At 46.0% G+C, this 14474-nt stretch carries 16 protein-coding genes; 5 read left to right on the forward strand and 11 right to left on the reverse strand.

Annotated elements, in window-relative coordinates; translation table 11 throughout:
- Positions 1–9: 9 nt before the first annotated feature.
- The gene (locus tag Q1A18_RS11770) at positions 10–1335 is read left to right on the forward strand and encodes a hypothetical protein (RefSeq protein WP_299580097.1); all 1326 of its coding nucleotides are present in this window, start codon (positions 10–12) and stop codon (positions 1333–1335) included.
- Positions 1336–1369: 34 nt separating this feature from the next.
- On the opposite strand, the gene Q1A18_RS11775 is transcribed toward Q1A18_RS11770, so the two are convergent.
- The 10 genes from Q1A18_RS11775 to Q1A18_RS11820 form a co-directional block, all read right to left on the reverse strand.
- On the reverse strand, positions 1370–1648 hold the full coding sequence (locus Q1A18_RS11775; protein WP_299580100.1) for a hypothetical protein: 279 nt from the start codon (positions 1646–1648) through the stop codon (positions 1370–1372).
- Positions 1649–1654: 6 nt separating this feature from the next.
- Entirely contained in the window at positions 1655–2662 is a 1008-nt protein-coding gene (locus Q1A18_RS11780) for a phosphotriesterase (protein ID WP_299580103.1), read from the reverse strand.
- 57 nt (positions 2663–2719) lie between these two features.
- Positions 2720–3193, reverse strand: a complete 474-nt coding sequence (locus Q1A18_RS11785) for an MgtC/SapB family protein (RefSeq protein ID WP_299580106.1) — start codon at positions 3191–3193, stop codon at positions 2720–2722.
- 90 nt (positions 3194–3283) lie between these two features.
- A complete protein-coding gene (locus Q1A18_RS11790; RefSeq protein WP_299580109.1) occupies positions 3284–3475 on the reverse strand; it encodes a CsbD family protein in 192 nt (63 codons plus the stop codon).
- A gap of 87 nt (positions 3476–3562) precedes the next feature.
- The gene (locus Q1A18_RS11795; RefSeq protein WP_299580112.1) at positions 3563–3880 is read right to left on the reverse strand and encodes a hypothetical protein; all 318 of its coding nucleotides are present in this window, start codon (positions 3878–3880) and stop codon (positions 3563–3565) included.
- A 25-nt stretch (positions 3881–3905) separates the two neighbouring features.
- The gene (locus Q1A18_RS11800) at positions 3906–4544 is read right to left on the reverse strand and encodes a nitroreductase family protein (protein WP_299580115.1); all 639 of its coding nucleotides are present in this window, start codon (positions 4542–4544) and stop codon (positions 3906–3908) included.
- 250 nt (positions 4545–4794) lie between these two features.
- The gene (locus Q1A18_RS11805) at positions 4795–5712 is read right to left on the reverse strand and encodes a DMT family transporter (RefSeq protein ID WP_299580118.1); all 918 of its coding nucleotides are present in this window, start codon (positions 5710–5712) and stop codon (positions 4795–4797) included.
- 158 nt (positions 5713–5870) lie between these two features.
- On the reverse strand, positions 5871–7895 hold the full coding sequence (locus Q1A18_RS11810; RefSeq protein WP_299580121.1) for a thioredoxin domain-containing protein: 2025 nt from the start codon (positions 7893–7895) through the stop codon (positions 5871–5873).
- 95 nt (positions 7896–7990) lie between these two features.
- Positions 7991–8779 carry a PhzF family phenazine biosynthesis protein gene (locus Q1A18_RS11815; protein WP_299580124.1) on the reverse strand — a complete coding sequence of 263 codons (789 nt, stop codon included), beginning with the start codon at positions 8777–8779 and terminating at the stop codon, positions 7991–7993.
- Positions 8780–8781: 2 nt separating this feature from the next.
- Entirely contained in the window at positions 8782–11199 is a 2418-nt protein-coding gene (locus tag Q1A18_RS11820; RefSeq protein ID WP_299580127.1) for a carboxypeptidase-like regulatory domain-containing protein, read from the reverse strand.
- Between the two features lie 96 nt (positions 11200–11295).
- Here Q1A18_RS11820 and Q1A18_RS11825 point away from each other — a divergent pair, with 96 nt between their 5' ends.
- Genes Q1A18_RS11825 through Q1A18_RS11835 form a run of 3 tightly spaced genes read left to right on the forward strand, consistent with a single transcriptional unit; the run spans position 11296 to position 12327 of the window.
- Positions 11296–11709 carry a hypothetical protein gene (locus tag Q1A18_RS11825; protein ID WP_299580130.1) on the forward strand — a complete coding sequence of 138 codons (414 nt, stop codon included), beginning with the start codon at positions 11296–11298 and terminating at the stop codon, positions 11707–11709.
- A gap of 21 nt (positions 11710–11730) precedes the next feature.
- The gene (locus Q1A18_RS11830; RefSeq protein ID WP_299580133.1) at positions 11731–12144 is read left to right on the forward strand and encodes a hypothetical protein; all 414 of its coding nucleotides are present in this window, start codon (positions 11731–11733) and stop codon (positions 12142–12144) included.
- A gap of 3 nt (positions 12145–12147) precedes the next feature.
- The gene (locus Q1A18_RS11835; protein ID WP_299580136.1) at positions 12148–12327 is read left to right on the forward strand and encodes a hypothetical protein; all 180 of its coding nucleotides are present in this window, start codon (positions 12148–12150) and stop codon (positions 12325–12327) included.
- Here the strand turns inward: Q1A18_RS11835 and Q1A18_RS11840 are convergent.
- Positions 12324–12971 (reverse strand): YkgJ family cysteine cluster protein, encoded by a 648-nt coding sequence (locus Q1A18_RS11840; RefSeq protein ID WP_299580139.1) that lies wholly within the window; start codon positions 12969–12971, stop codon positions 12324–12326. The two genes, Q1A18_RS11835 and Q1A18_RS11840, sit on opposite strands and share 4 nt — an antisense overlap.
- Positions 12972–13176: 205 nt before the next feature.
- Between Q1A18_RS11840 and Q1A18_RS11845 the strand changes: the two genes are divergently transcribed.
- Entirely contained in the window at positions 13177–14418 is a 1242-nt protein-coding gene (locus Q1A18_RS11845; protein ID WP_299580142.1) for a class 1 isoprenoid biosynthesis enzyme, read from the forward strand.
- Positions 14419–14474: the final 56 nt, after the last annotated feature.

The raw sequence follows: 14474 nt of genomic DNA on the forward strand, positions 1-14474 counted from the left end.
CCAAGACCAATGAACTATTTAAATGAAAAAGGATTTTGGCATAGAATCGTTCGAAAGTGCTTGTTTTTAGGTATTTTAATGATAGTTGGTGGGGCTTGTGACCGTTATGTGGGGCCAGCTACTCAATCGCTTATTAAGCTTCACTATGTTTTGCAAGGCGATCAGCAAGTTGGTCTTGTCGGAGAATACCTTGATAATAAGGTTGGTTTGCAATTGATGGATCAACTGCATCAGGAACATGGCAACTATCCGATGGAGCTGGAGGTGCTTACCGGCGGCGGGCAGTTAGACGATCAGCGGCTGTTTTCTAATGCAGAAGGACAGGTTTTTACTGGATGGAAGCTGGGAGATACGCCGGGCAAACAAATGGCCCGTTTGCATTTGTTTAGTCGGCAAGGGGAATTGTTGAATCAGGTTGATTTAACAGCTTATGCTTTGAAAAAGCAGGAATGGAGTGAGGTGGATTTTGAGCCACACAATGATTTTGAGGATGTGATTTTTGATGTTGAAAATCAATTGACCCTCGCAGTTGCAGGGTGTAAGCTTTATAAGCAAGGAGCACAACCGTACCACTGGAGTCAAGTGTATGTGGAGGGTACAGGGTGCAATGTAAGTAGTCTGGAGATCGATTCACAAGGCAATATCTATCGGGTAGGCTGGAGGGGCCCCTTGTTTCGAAGTTCTGATCAGGGAGAAAGCTGGCAGGAGCTTACCCACCCTTATGGAGCCGATGGTGCCTTTGACTTTCATGTGAGTGAGAATGATTATTTGTGGGCTTTTAGCTGGCAAAGGGGGATCAAACACTCTGTTGATGGCGGGCAAACCTGGATTGAAGACTATGAGGGCATGGATCCTATGCAGGAGCTAGTAGACGTTTGCAGTCTGGCCGACGGGACAATCTTTTTACTGACGCAGGTCGAGTTGAATTATACGCTACACAGATCAACCAATGGAGGTACGGTTTGGGAAGTAATAGAGCAATCGCCTTTACTTCAGCGGTTGTACCTTACCGAAGAAAATGAGTTGATTAAGTTAATGCGCGATCAGGGATACAACGCTTTTTATGTCTATAAATCAGCGGATGCAGGACTTAATTGGCAACGAGTTTTTCAGGACTCCGGACATACCAATTACCGGGAAAACCAGATTTTTGTGAAAGTCGGAGAGTATTATTACATGGCTGTTGTAGTAGGCGGTGTTTACCGTACGCACGATTTTATGGACTTTGAAAAGGTGTCAGCTTTGGATATCAGGCAGCTGTTTGCCGATCATCGCGGCAACCTCCTTGGAATGGGAGGTTGGTACCACGATAAGGCCTACTATTATTTGCAATAGATCAAGCTTCTGGTTTGGCAGGTTGGTTTGAGTGCTACCGGCATTTTTTGGAGCTGGCACCGCCGCCTCCCCAAAACAGCATTACCCCTAGCAGGAACCCAAAGTTGTACCAGCCACCGGTGTTGGGGAAAGCATAAATTTCATAGTCGGTAAACAAGCTGGCAATAAAGCTGAACAGGATAATGAATCCATGCAGCAGGCCGTGTAAAAATCCGGGAGGGTTGGTCACGTTGCCGATTGATTGGGTGGCACAGGCCGAAAAGAGAAACAAGGAGATCAATAGAAAAAGGCTTGGATACAAAATTTTTTTCATGGTGTTTTAGTTTGATTGGGAGATTAATCGTTTGGTAACCGTAAATGCTTTGGCCGGGTTGTGAATCAGCAACTGGTCAATATCAGCAGCCGTAAAATCGTTGGCTTTCAGGTTGGGGATCAGGGTTTCAAAAATCGGCGTATAGGGCTGAATGGTTTTGCCTGGCTGATTAGGATCGTACCAACCGGCATCGTGCGAAATTAAAACCTTATCCAATACCCCTTGTTTTTTCAGATAACCCAGGACTTCACCTTTTAAGAATTCTTCATCCCAGCCATATTTATCAAGTGAAATCCAGGCCCCCATTTGGGCAGCTGTTACCAGCTTGGTCCAGTCTTCTTCATCACTGGCATGTGTCCAGATAAAGGCTTCGGGAGCAACGCCTTCAGCTGAAAGGATTTTCAATTGCTGAAAAGCAGGCAATGCAGGTCCGGTGTGCGACATGATGGTCAATCCGGTAGCTTTATGGGCGATGGCGGCGGCACGCACCAACTTGACGTGAAAGTTTGATAACGGCTTTCTGTCGACAGCTGTTTTTATAAATCCGGGACGAACGCCGGAGGCTTCAATACCTTGTTCAAACTCGGCAATGTAAAAGGCCGCAATAGCTTCAGCAGGCATGTCAAACACATGTTTGGGGATGAACTTATTGTTTTGAGCACCATAAAAACCGGTGTTGGTTAGGATATTTAAGCCCGTTGCATCAGCCAGGTTCTTAAGCAAGACCACATCGCGGCCAACAAATTGCGGAGTGCATGCTATAAACGATTGGACACCATGGTGTTTTAGTTTTTCCAATTCAGGCAAAATTCGGTTGAAAGCTTCCTGTCGGTTGTAGTTCTCGGGGTGATAATTCTCGGCTCCCGAAAAGTCCACCAGGATATGTTCATGTTCCAGTGTTTTTCCAAGTGCTTGGGGTGGAATAATGCCATTGACGGTGATGATATTACCTTCGGGCTGACGGGAGCAAGCCAGCATAAAAATCAGCATAAAAAGAAAAGGGAGTTGTCGCATGTCCTTCGTTTTCAATCAAAGATAGGTGATTCTTCTTGTAGGTCAATTCGGTACGTGTTATTTTTTACGTTTGGAAAACAGTGCTTTTAGTCTTTGCCAATGGTGAAGGGAGTTGATGAGTAGGCCAATTAGTGCCAGGCCCAATGCGATGATGTATGCTTTTAAAGCCACGGCAATGCCTATTCCCGTGGAGTAAAGCAGAATGGAGGCGGTAGTTAAGTTCTGGACGGTGTTTTCTTCTTTGGATTTCAGAATAGTGCCGGCACCAATGAAGCTGATGCCCACAATAATGGCTTGAAGAATCCGGATGGGATCAACACGGATTAAGTCACTTTCGATGCTCGATTGGATGAAGTTGCTGAGGTTGGGACTGATCGAAACAAAAAAGCAGGATATGCTACCAACAATCATGTTGGTGCGCAACCCTGCCGGTTTTGAAAGCTTTTCTCTTTCCAGACCAATAAGGCTTGAAAGAACGGCGGCAATAAGCACGTCAAGCAAAATCCAGAGTTGATTTTCGTAGCCCACCATAAACTTTCTTTTTGAGGTTATTCAACCTTGTCATCCGAAGGCAGGCAGGCTCTTTAGTTAAGAGTTCTTTCCTGCCAGGAGTTTTCATCGTTAGAGCTGATCGATAAAGTTTTTAATCTGCTGTTTGGTTTCACCTGTTTTTTGTTGAATCCGGCCCAGGAGTTCATCTTCCAGCCCTTCCTGATAATTCAGGTCGTCTTCTGTTAATACGGCATACTTCTGCTTGAGTTTTCCTTTAATGGTATTCCAGTTTCCTTTAATCTTGTCTGTTGTTGCACTCATCGTGTTTCAATTTTTTAAAATTTCTGGCTGAGATTTTATAGAAATCATCAGCTTGCTCAGCCTTCTGTTATTGTGCTGATGTTTCTTTTATTCAAATTGTTTTTGGTCGATGCTGTTCATGAATTTTGAGGTTACGGCTGAACCGCCTGCCCCATAGGAGTCTACCACGGTTCCTTTTGTTCCCGACTTGGTTTGTACGGCATATACAATGCTCATGTCTGACGGGTTGGTTGCTCCTTCAAATCGATGGAATTCATGCAGTTCAACTTCGGATGGCGGGTAGTGTCTGGTTCTGTTTTCTTCCAACTGCCCGTATTCGTTCACCCTGAAGTTGTGGGTATAACCTCTTTTGCCCAGCTCCTTCAGGGCTTCTACCATAGTGGCGTATTGATTGTTTTTATTCATGATTTCATGTTTTTAACGTGCTTTTCTAATCTTTTTCGTGAGGCGCGAAATAGGGAACTTCCCATTGGGCGCCAAATACAAACTGCTCTACTTTGTGGCGGGGTGATCTTTTAAGTTCTTTTTCCTGAAGGTCACCTGGCAGTTGATCCGGATCGCCCAGGGAGCCAATGACAAACATGGCTGCCGGTTCGTAATTAGCCGGAACTTGAAAATGATGAATGACTTTATCTGTTGAAAAACCACCCATTTGGTGAACAAACAAGTTGAGGCTGGCGGCCATGAAGGTGACTGTGGCCATAAATGCACCGGAGTCGTAAAGATGATGGCGATTGTACTTGTCATTTCGGCTAAAGTGCTTTTTACCAAGAATAACTCCGAGACAAGGTGCCGTTTGTACCCATTTCTGATTGAATTCACCCAGACAGTCAAATAATTGAGGATAGTGTTCATCCTGTTTGTGGGCAAAAATAACTCGCCAGGGCTGCTCATTAAAACAGGACATGCTGGTTTTTCCGGCATCAAATAGCTTGAAAATAGTTTCGTTTGGAATCGCTTCATCTGAAAATGCCCGTGGACTCCAACGACCTTCAATTAGCTCCTGAAAGCAGCTTTCTCTATTTACGTCGGATATGATATTTTTCTTTGTGGAATTCTCTCGCTTCATGCTCCGTACCTCGTTTTTTGTTTCACTTTAAAAAGTGAAAAAACCTTGCCAAACTCAGTCTGAAGTGTTATTTGTTGCCTGTAGGTTGCTTATTAGTAGTGTGATGTGTGGGATTGGGTAGTAGTTGAGTCTGTCACTTTTTTAGGTTATCTGAAGATGAAGGTGTGGAAATGTAGAACTAATTCCCCGATCCGGCTATTCTGATTTTAGTCTGAAACAGACAGGGCAAGTACTTGTACGGTAATCCAATTTAGCGCTTTGAAACGGAGGTTCTTTTTTTGCGTCCAACAACAAGGACAGCACCACACAAAATAATAATGGCCCCTAGGAGCGAAAGCAGCGAAAATTGCTCTCCTTCAATCCAGGTAACTTCCATTTTGGTCAGTATGCCCATGACGATAAAAGTAATCATCGGATTCAGAATAATGATGATGCTTACCTTGTTGGCTTCCGTGTATTTTAAGGCTTGTGCCAGGCTGCCATAGGCAATCAGGGTGTTTATCCCAAGGAAAATTAAAATGCCCCACCAAATCCAACTTAGCTGAAGCAAAGGGGCAAAATCGACAAATGGCAGGTAAATAAGCGCCGGAAAACCAAACAGAAATAAGTTTAAGCTTGCCGTTGAGTGGCTAAGCACCAGGCGCTTTTGAAGGATGGCATACACCGACCAGGCCATGGCCCCGCTGAGGGTGAGTAATATGCCGAGATTGTATTCGCTCTCCTGTCCAATCATCAATTTAATTTGCTGACTGTAGAAGAAGACAAAGCCGACTGCAGCGATGATAAAGCCAACAAGCTGGAGTTTGCGTATTTTTTCTTTAAAAAGAATGACACTGGCCAGTGCCAGCAAAATCGGGCCCGTTTGGATGATTAGCTGGGCATTGCTCGGAGTGGTATAATGAATGCCAAGCATGAAGCCTAGGTAATTCCACGACAAGGCCATGGCGGCAAAAACCAACAGCCAGGGAGGACGAGCCAGTATGCGCATACTTTGAGGTTGGTGTGCTAACTGCCAGCCAGCCAGTAAAACAAAGGCTATGGCAAAACGAAACCAAACAATGGTTTGTGGTGCCACCTGCTGAACGGCTATCTTCAGGAAAATAGCCAGAAACCCCCAGAAGAAAGCGGTTACAACAGCGTATAGAATTCCTTTTTGATTGTTTGTCATGCCTGAATGCGGATCGGTTACTACTTCATCATTGCTGGTCCTCTGCAGAAATTGCTTGATAAGCAAAATGCCTGCGAAGAGCCGAGCAAAGATAAGACTGTTTTTGAGATTGAGGGCGTTGCCTTTTGGGGGTTTGTGCTGCTATATAAAGCACATGTTTACGGTAGAAGTAATTTTAATGTTTCTGAAACCAACTCGGATGGAAGCTGGCAGCTGCTATTCTGACAAACATAAAGCCAGGTTTTGGAAGGACTAAACCGGTTTTTTAGCAGAGGAAGGGGGCTGGCTGCTGTACTGGCGCAAAACAGGCAGTGGGGCAAGTAGTGTTTTTGCAGCTCCTTGAGCTTTTCTAAAGCCTGTTGGCCAACAAGCGCCACCTCGTAGTGCTTGCTGGTGAGGCTGAGCGCCAATTGCATCCAGTTGGAATAGCCGGATGGATAAACCTTAAAATCTTCGACCAGTTTCTCAAGCATGCCTTCTGCCAATTTCTGGTAGTTCTGCTCTCCGATGAAGTGCCCCAGTCGAAACAAGTTGTTTGCCATTACGGAGTTGGAGGCTGGAATCACATTATCATGCACCTCAATGCTGCGGGTGATGACATCCGTTTGTGTTTCAGCCGTAAAATAGAAGATGTTCTTCTCACGATCGTAAAATAACTCAACGGTTTTTTGGGTTAGCTGCTGCGCGTCGTTCAGGTAGCTGCTGTTGCCGGTTGTTTCAAAAAGGTCAATCAAGGCCTGAATCAAACAGGCATAGTCTTCCAGAAAACCGTCAATTTTGCTGGTTTCGTTTTTATAGGAATGCTTCAGAAGACCAGTGGAAGTCAGTTGTTTTGCTTTCAAAAACTGAAGGTTTCTTTCGGCTAAGTGCAGGTAGGTATTTTCACCAAAGGCCCGGTAAGCGGCTACTAAGCCTGAAATGGTCAAGGCATTCCACGAGGTCAGTATTTTATCGTCAAGCCCCGGCCGGATGCGTTGTTCACGCACCGCGAGAAGTTTTTGTTGCCAGTTTTTTACGCGTTGTTTGAGTTCGTTCAACGACAAGCCGTGCTTGGTTGCAAAGGTTTCGTCGGATTGTTGGCGCAGCAGGATGTAATTTCCGTGCTCCCAATAACCGTTTTCATTGACCTGGTAATAATCGGAAAATAAGGGAAATTCGGTTTGCAGTAAATCCTGAAGTTCCTGTTTTTGCCACACATAAAATTTACCTTCTTCGCCTTCGCTGTCCGCATCCAGTGACGAGTAAAAGCCGCCCTCAGGCGAGTGCAACTCTCGCTCAATAAAAGCAATGGTTTGCTGGACTACTTGCTGGTAAAGCGGGTTTTGTGTCTTTTGAAAGGCCTGCGAATAAATGCTCAACAGTTGTGCGTTGTCGTAAAGCATCTTTTCAAAATGGGGCACTTTCCAATAGCTGTCAGTGGAGTAGCGGGCAAATCCGCCGCCAATTTGGTCGTAAAGGCCCCCGCGAGCCATTTTTTTCAAAGTGGTTTCAACAAAGGCAAGCGTTTCGTGGTCGTTCATCTGGTGTGCCCAGCGTAGCAAGAATTGCAGGTTGTTGGGCATCATGAATTTCGGAGCTCCTTTTTGACCTCCTTCAATCTGATCAAAGTTTTGTTTCCAGCGGGAAACAGCCTGTTTCAGTTGATGAATGTCCAACGGCTGAGGTGTTTGGCTGACGGGAATCAGGTTGCTTTCCCTTATTCCCTGGCTGAGACGCTCCGCATAGGCTTCGGTTTTATCGGGGTTTTGCTGATGAAAGGCCTGGATTTGCTGAAGGGCATCTACCCACACTTCTTTCTGAAAATAGGTCCCTCCCCAAATGGGGCGGCCGTCGGGCAGGGCAATGGCATTCAATGGCCATCCTCCATGTTGAGTCATGAGCTGGACGGCACTCATGTAAATTTGATCCACATCGGGCCGTTCTTCCCGGTCAACTTTGACGCACACAAAATGGGTATTCATGACCTGGGCGACATCCGGATCTTCAAATGATTCGTGCTCCATGACATGACACCAGTGGCAGGCGGCATAACCAATGCTGATGAGCAGAAGTTTATTCTCGTTCTTCGCCCGAAGCAGGGCTTTTTCGCCCCAAGGCATCCAATGCACGGGGTTGTGTGCATGTTGCAAAAGGTAGGGCGATGTTTCGTGAATCAGTTCGTTGGTATAGGCGTGTTTTTCCATAGTCTTTCCATTCCTGAGCGGCCAACTGGCCGGTTTTGTTATTAAGCTGAAACACGGACCGGGAAGGAAAGTTTTTTGCGATGTTCTGGGCTTTGTTATGAATCGATGAAAATTTCGCCCCGCAGGAAGGTTCTGGCTTTTCCGGCAATCAGAACCCGGTCGCCCTGCAATGCGCATTGGAGTAGACCCCCGCGTGAAGAAATTTGGCGGGCTGAAAGCTCTTGTTTTTGTAAGCGATCGGTCCAGTAGGGCATCAGTGTGGTGTGAGCTGAGCCAGTTACCGGATCTTCATCAATGCCTAAGCCAGGAGCAAAAAAGCGACTAACAAAATCGGAGGTATTGCCCGGAGCCGTGACAATGATTCCGCGAACACCGGTATGTTTTAAGGTTCCGAAGTCGGGTTGCATTTGCTCCAGCTCGTGCTGACTGTCGTACACAAACAGGTAATCCGATTTTCCTAGGAAGCAGGCCTTGGGGGCTTTGCCTAAAGCTCGGATTAACTCGCGCGGTTCATCAATGGGCTGAATGGTATCTGCCGGAAAGTTGAGCTGGAGCATGTTGGCTGACTTTGTCACCGTTAATTTCCCGCTTCGGCTGCTAAAGGTGAGCGTGTCTTGTGGGTAGCTGGCTTCATTGAATATGACGTGTGCAGTGGCCAGGGTGGCATGTCCGCATAAGTCAACTTCGGCTTTTGGGGTGAACCAACGAATTTCAAAGCCAGCTTTGGTGGATACAAAAAAGGCTGTTTCTGACAGGTTGTTTTCCAACGCAATGGACTGCATCAGTGCATCGCTGAGCCATTCCTTCAACGGAATAACAGCGGCGGGGTTACCCTGAAAAAGCTTTTCAGCAAAGGCATCAACCTGGAAAATGGGAAGTTTCATGATCAGAATTTTACGGTTAATTTGACGTTTAGTTTTCGGTCGGTCAGGTAATTGGGCACGGCAAATAGATCGCCGCTATTACTCGATACCCAAAAGTACGAAACTGTATTCCGAACACCAAGCAGGTTGAGGACTTCCAGGCTTAACCACAGGTCTTTGATGGGAGCGAGCAGCTTGGCCGCGCTGCGGTTTTGAGGACCAATAACAATTTTGGAAAAGCCAATATCAATCCGTCGATACGGAGGCATTCGAAAAGTGTCCTGATGGCGTTCGCCGTTGGGAGGGCCAACAGGAAGCCGTGAGCCGTAAAACGCCGCCAGGTGCATTTTATAGCTGGGGTTTCCGGGGAAATAATCCTGAAAAAACAAGCTTAGGTTAAGTGTCTGATCGGTAGGTCGGGGAATCCAACCATACCCATCGCCTATAATATCTTCCTGAGTTTGTAGTAACGATACACTCACCCACGATTCAACCCCGCTCACAAATTCGCCATTCACCTTGAAGTCAAGTCCGGCAGCGTAGCCCGTTGCTTCCTGGTCGCCCAGGTAGCGGATTTGAACATTGTCAACCTGATAAGGAATCAAGTGTGAAAAGTATTTGTAAAACACCTCCGAGCTTAGTTTAAATGGGCGGTCCCAAGCCTGAAACAGGTAGTCGGTTCCCAGTACCAGTTGAGTTGACTTTTGCGCTTTTATCCGGGGATTGATGTTGCCGTCCCGGTCTTTCAGTTCTTTAAAAAAAGCTGGCTGCTGGTAGCTTCCCCCGGCAAGTCGAAAGACAAGCCTGGATTGTTCCTTGGGGTAATAGCTGGCTGAAAAACGCGGACTCAGCAGCCATTCGTTGGTGTAGTTCCAGTAATTGAATCGAAGCCCGCCGGTCAGGTACAGTTCACCGTTTTTTATGGGTACGGCATAGGTGTCTTGCAGATGACCCGACAATCGCAGATTGTTCATCTGATTGTTGGTGTTGACCACACGAAACAGTTCTACCTTTTCATCCGAATAGGGCAGGGAGTAGCCGGTTGAGTCGCGCATCTCCCATTCATTGATACGGTCGTCAATGTTTTCCAGCTGGGCTTTGATCTCCCAGTTTAAAAGATGATTGGAACTGCTGTAAGCCCCCTTGTGCGCAATGCTGACCACTGTGGCCGATAGCTTGTTTCGCGCATGATTCAGAAAAGAGCCAATTCCCAGATTGAGCACACTGTCTCCCGCAGATTCGGAAGCCATGTCCTGTTCAAGTTCGTTGAGGTAATAGCGTCCAAGAATATCGTAGTTTACTTCTTCCTTGGTTCGAAAAGCAGAGGCGATCAGCTTCAGGTTGAGCTTGCTGCTGGGATGATAATTGGCTGACAGTGCGCCCAGCGTGGTGGCAAAGCGGTCTTTTTCCTGCCCGTCGAAGTAGATTTTGGTGTTGTAAACGGTTTGAAAGGTTCCGAAGCTTGTGGCACGGGTTTCGGGTTTGAAATGGTAATTGTTGGTTGCCAGGTTCCACAGAAAAGACAGGTCGAAGTGATCGGTAAAGTGGTAGGTGATGTAGGTTTGAATATCAATAAAATCGGGATTGTAATCTCCCTTCTCGTCCAGGCTTCCCAGCAAATAGCGGTTGGTTTTGTAGCGAACGCCACCGGTGTAGCTCAGTTTTTTGTTTTTGCTCAGGTCTTCCACGTGCAGCGAACCGCCCAGCAGGCTGCCGCTGGCACTGCCGCTGAATGCAAGGGGTTTTCGGTATTTGATATCCAGCACCGAAGCCATTTTGTCGCCGTAGCGGGCATCGAAGCCCCCTGCCGAAAACTCGATGCTAGATACCATGTCCGGATTGATAAAGCTCAGGCCTTCCTGCTGCCCGGAGCGAACCAGGAAAGGACGGTAGATTTCGATGTCATTAACGTACACCAGATTTTCGTCGAAATTGCCTCCGCGAACAGAATATTGTGAGGTAAGTTCGTTGTTGGAGGATACGCCGGGCAGGGTTTTGATCAGCGTTTCAATACCGCTGGAAGAGGCATCTGGCATCTGGTTGGCGAAAGCCGGGTTCAGGCGGGTCATGGTTCTGTGCCCATTTTTCCGGCGCGAAACCTGCACCTCGTCAATGGTGTTGGGCTGAATGCGAAGCTGGATATTCAACTCCAAACGTTCTTCTTGTTTGGCTTGTACGACCTTTTCAATGGCTTGGTAGCCCATAAACGAAAAAATCAAGGTAAGTTCCTTTTCTGCAGGCATGCGCAGCAGATAGTTGCCTTCAGAGTCGGTAACCGTTCCAAGCGGATAGTTTTTAATGGCAATGTTTGCCAGTTCGATGGCTTGCCCATTTTCGCCGGTCACCTTTCCCCACAGGGTTGCATTGTTTCGTTGGGCAACTAATTGGATTGAAAAAAGCAGGCTTGCCAGTAGCAGGAGAATAGGTTTTCCGGGTTTCATAAAAACAAAAATAATATTCTTTGTTCTATATCAGCTTATTCCAAATTGAATAATTGTACTTAACTTTAGATTTTATCGAACCTGTAAATTGCTGCTATGGAGCGTCGTGATTACTTGATTCATCAAATTCAGGAGATGGGGGCCTTTCTGGCTCGCCTGATTTTGCGACTTCAGAAGAAAGAGGTGCAGCCATCAGCTGAAATTGCTTCGGTGGCATACGAACTTGAGAATGAACTTGGTTTTAAGTTGAACGATTTGCTTTTTCTGGACAATGCTGCTTTTATTGAGCTTGTACAGGAGAAGTTGTTGGCGGACGAAAATATGGAGCAATTTGCCGTTTTGCTGGAACAACTGGGAGATGTGGCTCTGGAGAATGAAACCTTTTTACGGCAGCAGATTTATTACCGAAAAGCCATGGAATTGCTTGTCTTTGTGGATCGAAACAGTCAAAGCTATTCCATGCAGCGACAACAACGCATTGTAACTATTCGTACCAAGTTAAATGCCTAAACCATTAAAATTTACTTGACGATGGCACAGAAACTATCGAAACCTTTGAAAAAATACCGGAACGAGCTTGTGGGTCTGGTAACCCGGAGTAATGAGATTTTTGAAAAGCAACTGGCATACCTCAGTGCCGGAGCGATTGGAGTGTCCATGGCTTTTGTTAAGGATGTAACGGGCGATTTGGAAGACTCCCGCTTTAAGTTGCTTTTGGTTGTGGGCTGGTTGTTGCTGGTGATTACCTTGCTGGTCAACCTGGCTTCTCATACATGGGCGAAAAATAAACACAATAAAACCATTGCTGAAATTGATGGCGGAAACTACAGCCGTGCCAATGCCCTTAAGCGATTGAAACAGATTGATCGGATAAACAGCTTAACGATTGCCACCCTTATCTTGGGCATTATTTCAATTGTCATGTTTATGACTTTAAACATCTAAGTTATGAAAGAACAAAAAAAGCATCATGATTCATTCGTTCCTGAAGAGAATGAGGATAATTCGCTAAAAGGAAGTCCAGCTACCGACCGGGCTTTAGGTGGAACTACGCCACCTGAAGGAAGGGCAAAAACGGGACCGGTGGATCGAGGCTTGGGAGGTTCAACTCCTCCCGGAGACGACTAGCGGGGAGCAAGTAAATTCTGCAAGCCCTCTTCCATCCGAAATTCAGCGATTTCAATGTCTTTTTCTTTTAAGGCAGCCATAAATCCTTCATTCATCATGCGACCAGCCATCAGCGGAAAATCCAACAGGGCCGGGTAGTTGTCTTCGTTCTCCGGATTCTGATAAAACTCCCGGCAGGTACTGAGCTTCGTTGAAAGGTAAATGCGGCAGGCCATGGGGCGCGCTTCATATACCGAGCAGGCATTGTCTTTTAATAAGGGGCAAGGACTTTTGTAGTTCAGCATGGTTTGCTCTTCCAGTTTCGAGGTAGTCCGGTTTTTGGTGCGCGCCGTGTCGTAAACATGTTGAATTTCCTCTTTCGGTAGTGTTTGCTGCATGAAATGGCCGAGGTAGTGCAGTTCGTAAGAATTGGCAAAAACCGCCTGATGGCAACAGTAGCTGCATCCTTTTTGGCAATGAATAGGCATGTCTTGCTGTTTCGCTACCATAGCTATTGAATCAATCAATTGGTCAATGGCTTTGTATTGCTGTTTTAAGGCCTGAAACAAATCTTCCTCACGGTACCCGTTTTTCGCCGCCTTTTGGCCGAGTTGGTAACCATCATTAAAAAACAGCTGTTCATGTTCTGATAAAACTCGATCCATAGTTCATTTTATTTTGCTGCAATTTAACCATTCAAATTGAATATCTTACCCGGAGTGAACGCTGATTCAGAATAATAACGGGAATCAGATTTCGGGAACCGAGCTTTATCGACTAATTTCTGACGTTTGTCGGATAGTTGAGGGAATTGTTGATGATTTTCACTTGATTTGATGAAAGAAATCGAAAAAACACGAAAGAAATAAAATGGAAATAAATCTGCTAACCAATCAATTTACCGATTTATGGTATCAAACTTCTGAAGCGCAATCGGCTTGGGGCGCTCCGGTGAATCGGGAGGAGAAACAACGGAAAGAAGTTGTTGTGGATGCCTTTTTTAAGTCGATGAAAAAACTGGATGGGGACTTGCTGAAAGCCTATTCGGAATCGAATGCTTTGGATGGATTTGTGCTTGGCCAGCTGCGCGAGTTGTTTCAAAACGCGTTTTCATATGCGCATGAGGAGATTGATTTGATGTTCTCCGACGAGATGATGAAAGCGACGAAGGCTTTTATAAAACAAGCCCGTAAATTTGACTCGAAACTTCCTATTCAAAGTATTTTTCAGGCCTGCCGCAATGTCTGGATTATGACCGGCCTGCAGCTTATTCTAGGACGTCTGGTGGAGCTAACACCTTCTGTTTTTGCGTATAGCATGTTATATCCTTACACCGATAATTTTGTAGATGATCCTGAAATTTCAAGCAGCGAAAAGCAGGCCTTTAGCCTTCGCTTTGCCGAGCGGCTTGCAGGGAGAGCTGTTGATCCAATAAACGAACAGGAGCAAAAAATTTATGCTTTGGTAGGTATGATCGAAGGCCAGTACAACCGGCAGGAATATCCGCAGGTTTTTGATTCGCTTTTAGGGATTCATCAGGCGCAAACGCAAAGCATGGCGCTTTTTGGTCGGCAAGGAATGTCGGAGGAAGAGGCTATTCGTATATGCCTGGCCAAAGGAGGCGCATCGGTATTGGCTGATGGGTATTTAATTGCCGGGAGTTTAAGCGAAGAAGAAAAGTACTTCTTGTTTGGTTATGGTGCCTACCTGCAGTTGCTGGATGATGTTCAGGACGTGAAAGAAGATTCGGCGGATGGTTTGATGACCGCTTTTTCGAAAGCGGCTCGAAATCAAAAACTGGATGCCATGATTTATAAAACTTACAACTTTGGCGAACAGGTTTTGACCGATTCTGCCAGCTTGTTGAGTCGGGTAGAACTTGACTTTAAAGGGTTGTTGCAGAAAAGTATTTTGTTGTTTTTTGTTGAGTCGGTTGCTGTGGATCAGCAATATTACAGCGCGTCTTTTCAGGCGCAGTTGGAAGAGGTGTCGCCCTTGTCTTTTGGTTTTGTGCGCGACCGGCATAATTTCTTTATACCGCAAAAGCATGTGTTGTTGGCGCAGTTGGAAAGACGTGTTTTTGCTGCACAACTCAATACCGTGGAGGGGTAAGCTGCTGGAGTTTTAGGGAGAAAAGAATTTCAAAGAAAAAAGCTGTTGTTCGTAAC

It is taken from the genome of uncultured Sunxiuqinia sp. (assembly GCF_947495665.1).
Classification (GTDB): domain Bacteria; phylum Bacteroidota; class Bacteroidia; order Bacteroidales; family Prolixibacteraceae; genus Sunxiuqinia; species Sunxiuqinia rutila.

What these genes read in the sequence shown, in the direction of transcription:
- Q1A18_RS11770 (WP_299580097.1), top strand. Translation starts at nt 10, where the DNA reads ATGAACTATTTAAATGAAAAAGGATTTTGGCATAGAATCGTTCGAAAG.
- Q1A18_RS11775 (WP_299580100.1), bottom strand. Translation starts at nt 1,648, where the DNA reads ATGAAAAAAATTTTGTATCCAAGCCTTTTTCTATTGATCTCCTTGTTT.
- Q1A18_RS11780 (WP_299580103.1), bottom strand. Translation starts at nt 2,662, where the DNA reads ATGCGACAACTCCCTTTTCTTTTTATGCTGATTTTTATGCTGGCTTGC.
- Q1A18_RS11785 (WP_299580106.1), bottom strand. Translation starts at nt 3,193, where the DNA reads ATGGTGGGCTACGAAAATCAACTCTGGATTTTGCTTGACGTGCTTATT.
- Q1A18_RS11790 (WP_299580109.1), bottom strand. Translation starts at nt 3,475, where the DNA reads ATGAGTGCAACAACAGACAAGATTAAAGGAAACTGGAATACCATTAAA.
- Q1A18_RS11795 (WP_299580112.1), bottom strand. Translation starts at nt 3,880, where the DNA reads ATGAATAAAAACAATCAATACGCCACTATGGTAGAAGCCCTGAAGGAG.
- Q1A18_RS11800 (WP_299580115.1), bottom strand. Translation starts at nt 4,544, where the DNA reads ATGAAGCGAGAGAATTCCACAAAGAAAAATATCATATCCGACGTAAAT.
- Q1A18_RS11805 (WP_299580118.1), bottom strand. Translation starts at nt 5,712, where the DNA reads ATGACAAACAATCAAAAAGGAATTCTATACGCTGTTGTAACCGCTTTC.
- Q1A18_RS11810 (WP_299580121.1), bottom strand. Translation starts at nt 7,895, where the DNA reads ATGGAAAAACACGCCTATACCAACGAACTGATTCACGAAACATCGCCC.
- Q1A18_RS11815 (WP_299580124.1), bottom strand. Translation starts at nt 8,779, where the DNA reads ATGAAACTTCCCATTTTCCAGGTTGATGCCTTTGCTGAAAAGCTTTTT.
- Q1A18_RS11820 (WP_299580127.1), bottom strand. Translation starts at nt 11,199, where the DNA reads ATGAAACCCGGAAAACCTATTCTCCTGCTACTGGCAAGCCTGCTTTTT.
- Q1A18_RS11825 (WP_299580130.1), top strand. Translation starts at nt 11,296, where the DNA reads ATGGAGCGTCGTGATTACTTGATTCATCAAATTCAGGAGATGGGGGCC.
- Q1A18_RS11830 (WP_299580133.1), top strand. Translation starts at nt 11,731, where the DNA reads ATGGCACAGAAACTATCGAAACCTTTGAAAAAATACCGGAACGAGCTT.
- Q1A18_RS11835 (WP_299580136.1), top strand. Translation starts at nt 12,148, where the DNA reads ATGAAAGAACAAAAAAAGCATCATGATTCATTCGTTCCTGAAGAGAAT.
- Q1A18_RS11840 (WP_299580139.1), bottom strand. Translation starts at nt 12,971, where the DNA reads ATGGATCGAGTTTTATCAGAACATGAACAGCTGTTTTTTAATGATGGT.
- Q1A18_RS11845 (WP_299580142.1), top strand. Translation starts at nt 13,177, where the DNA reads ATGGAAATAAATCTGCTAACCAATCAATTTACCGATTTATGGTATCAA.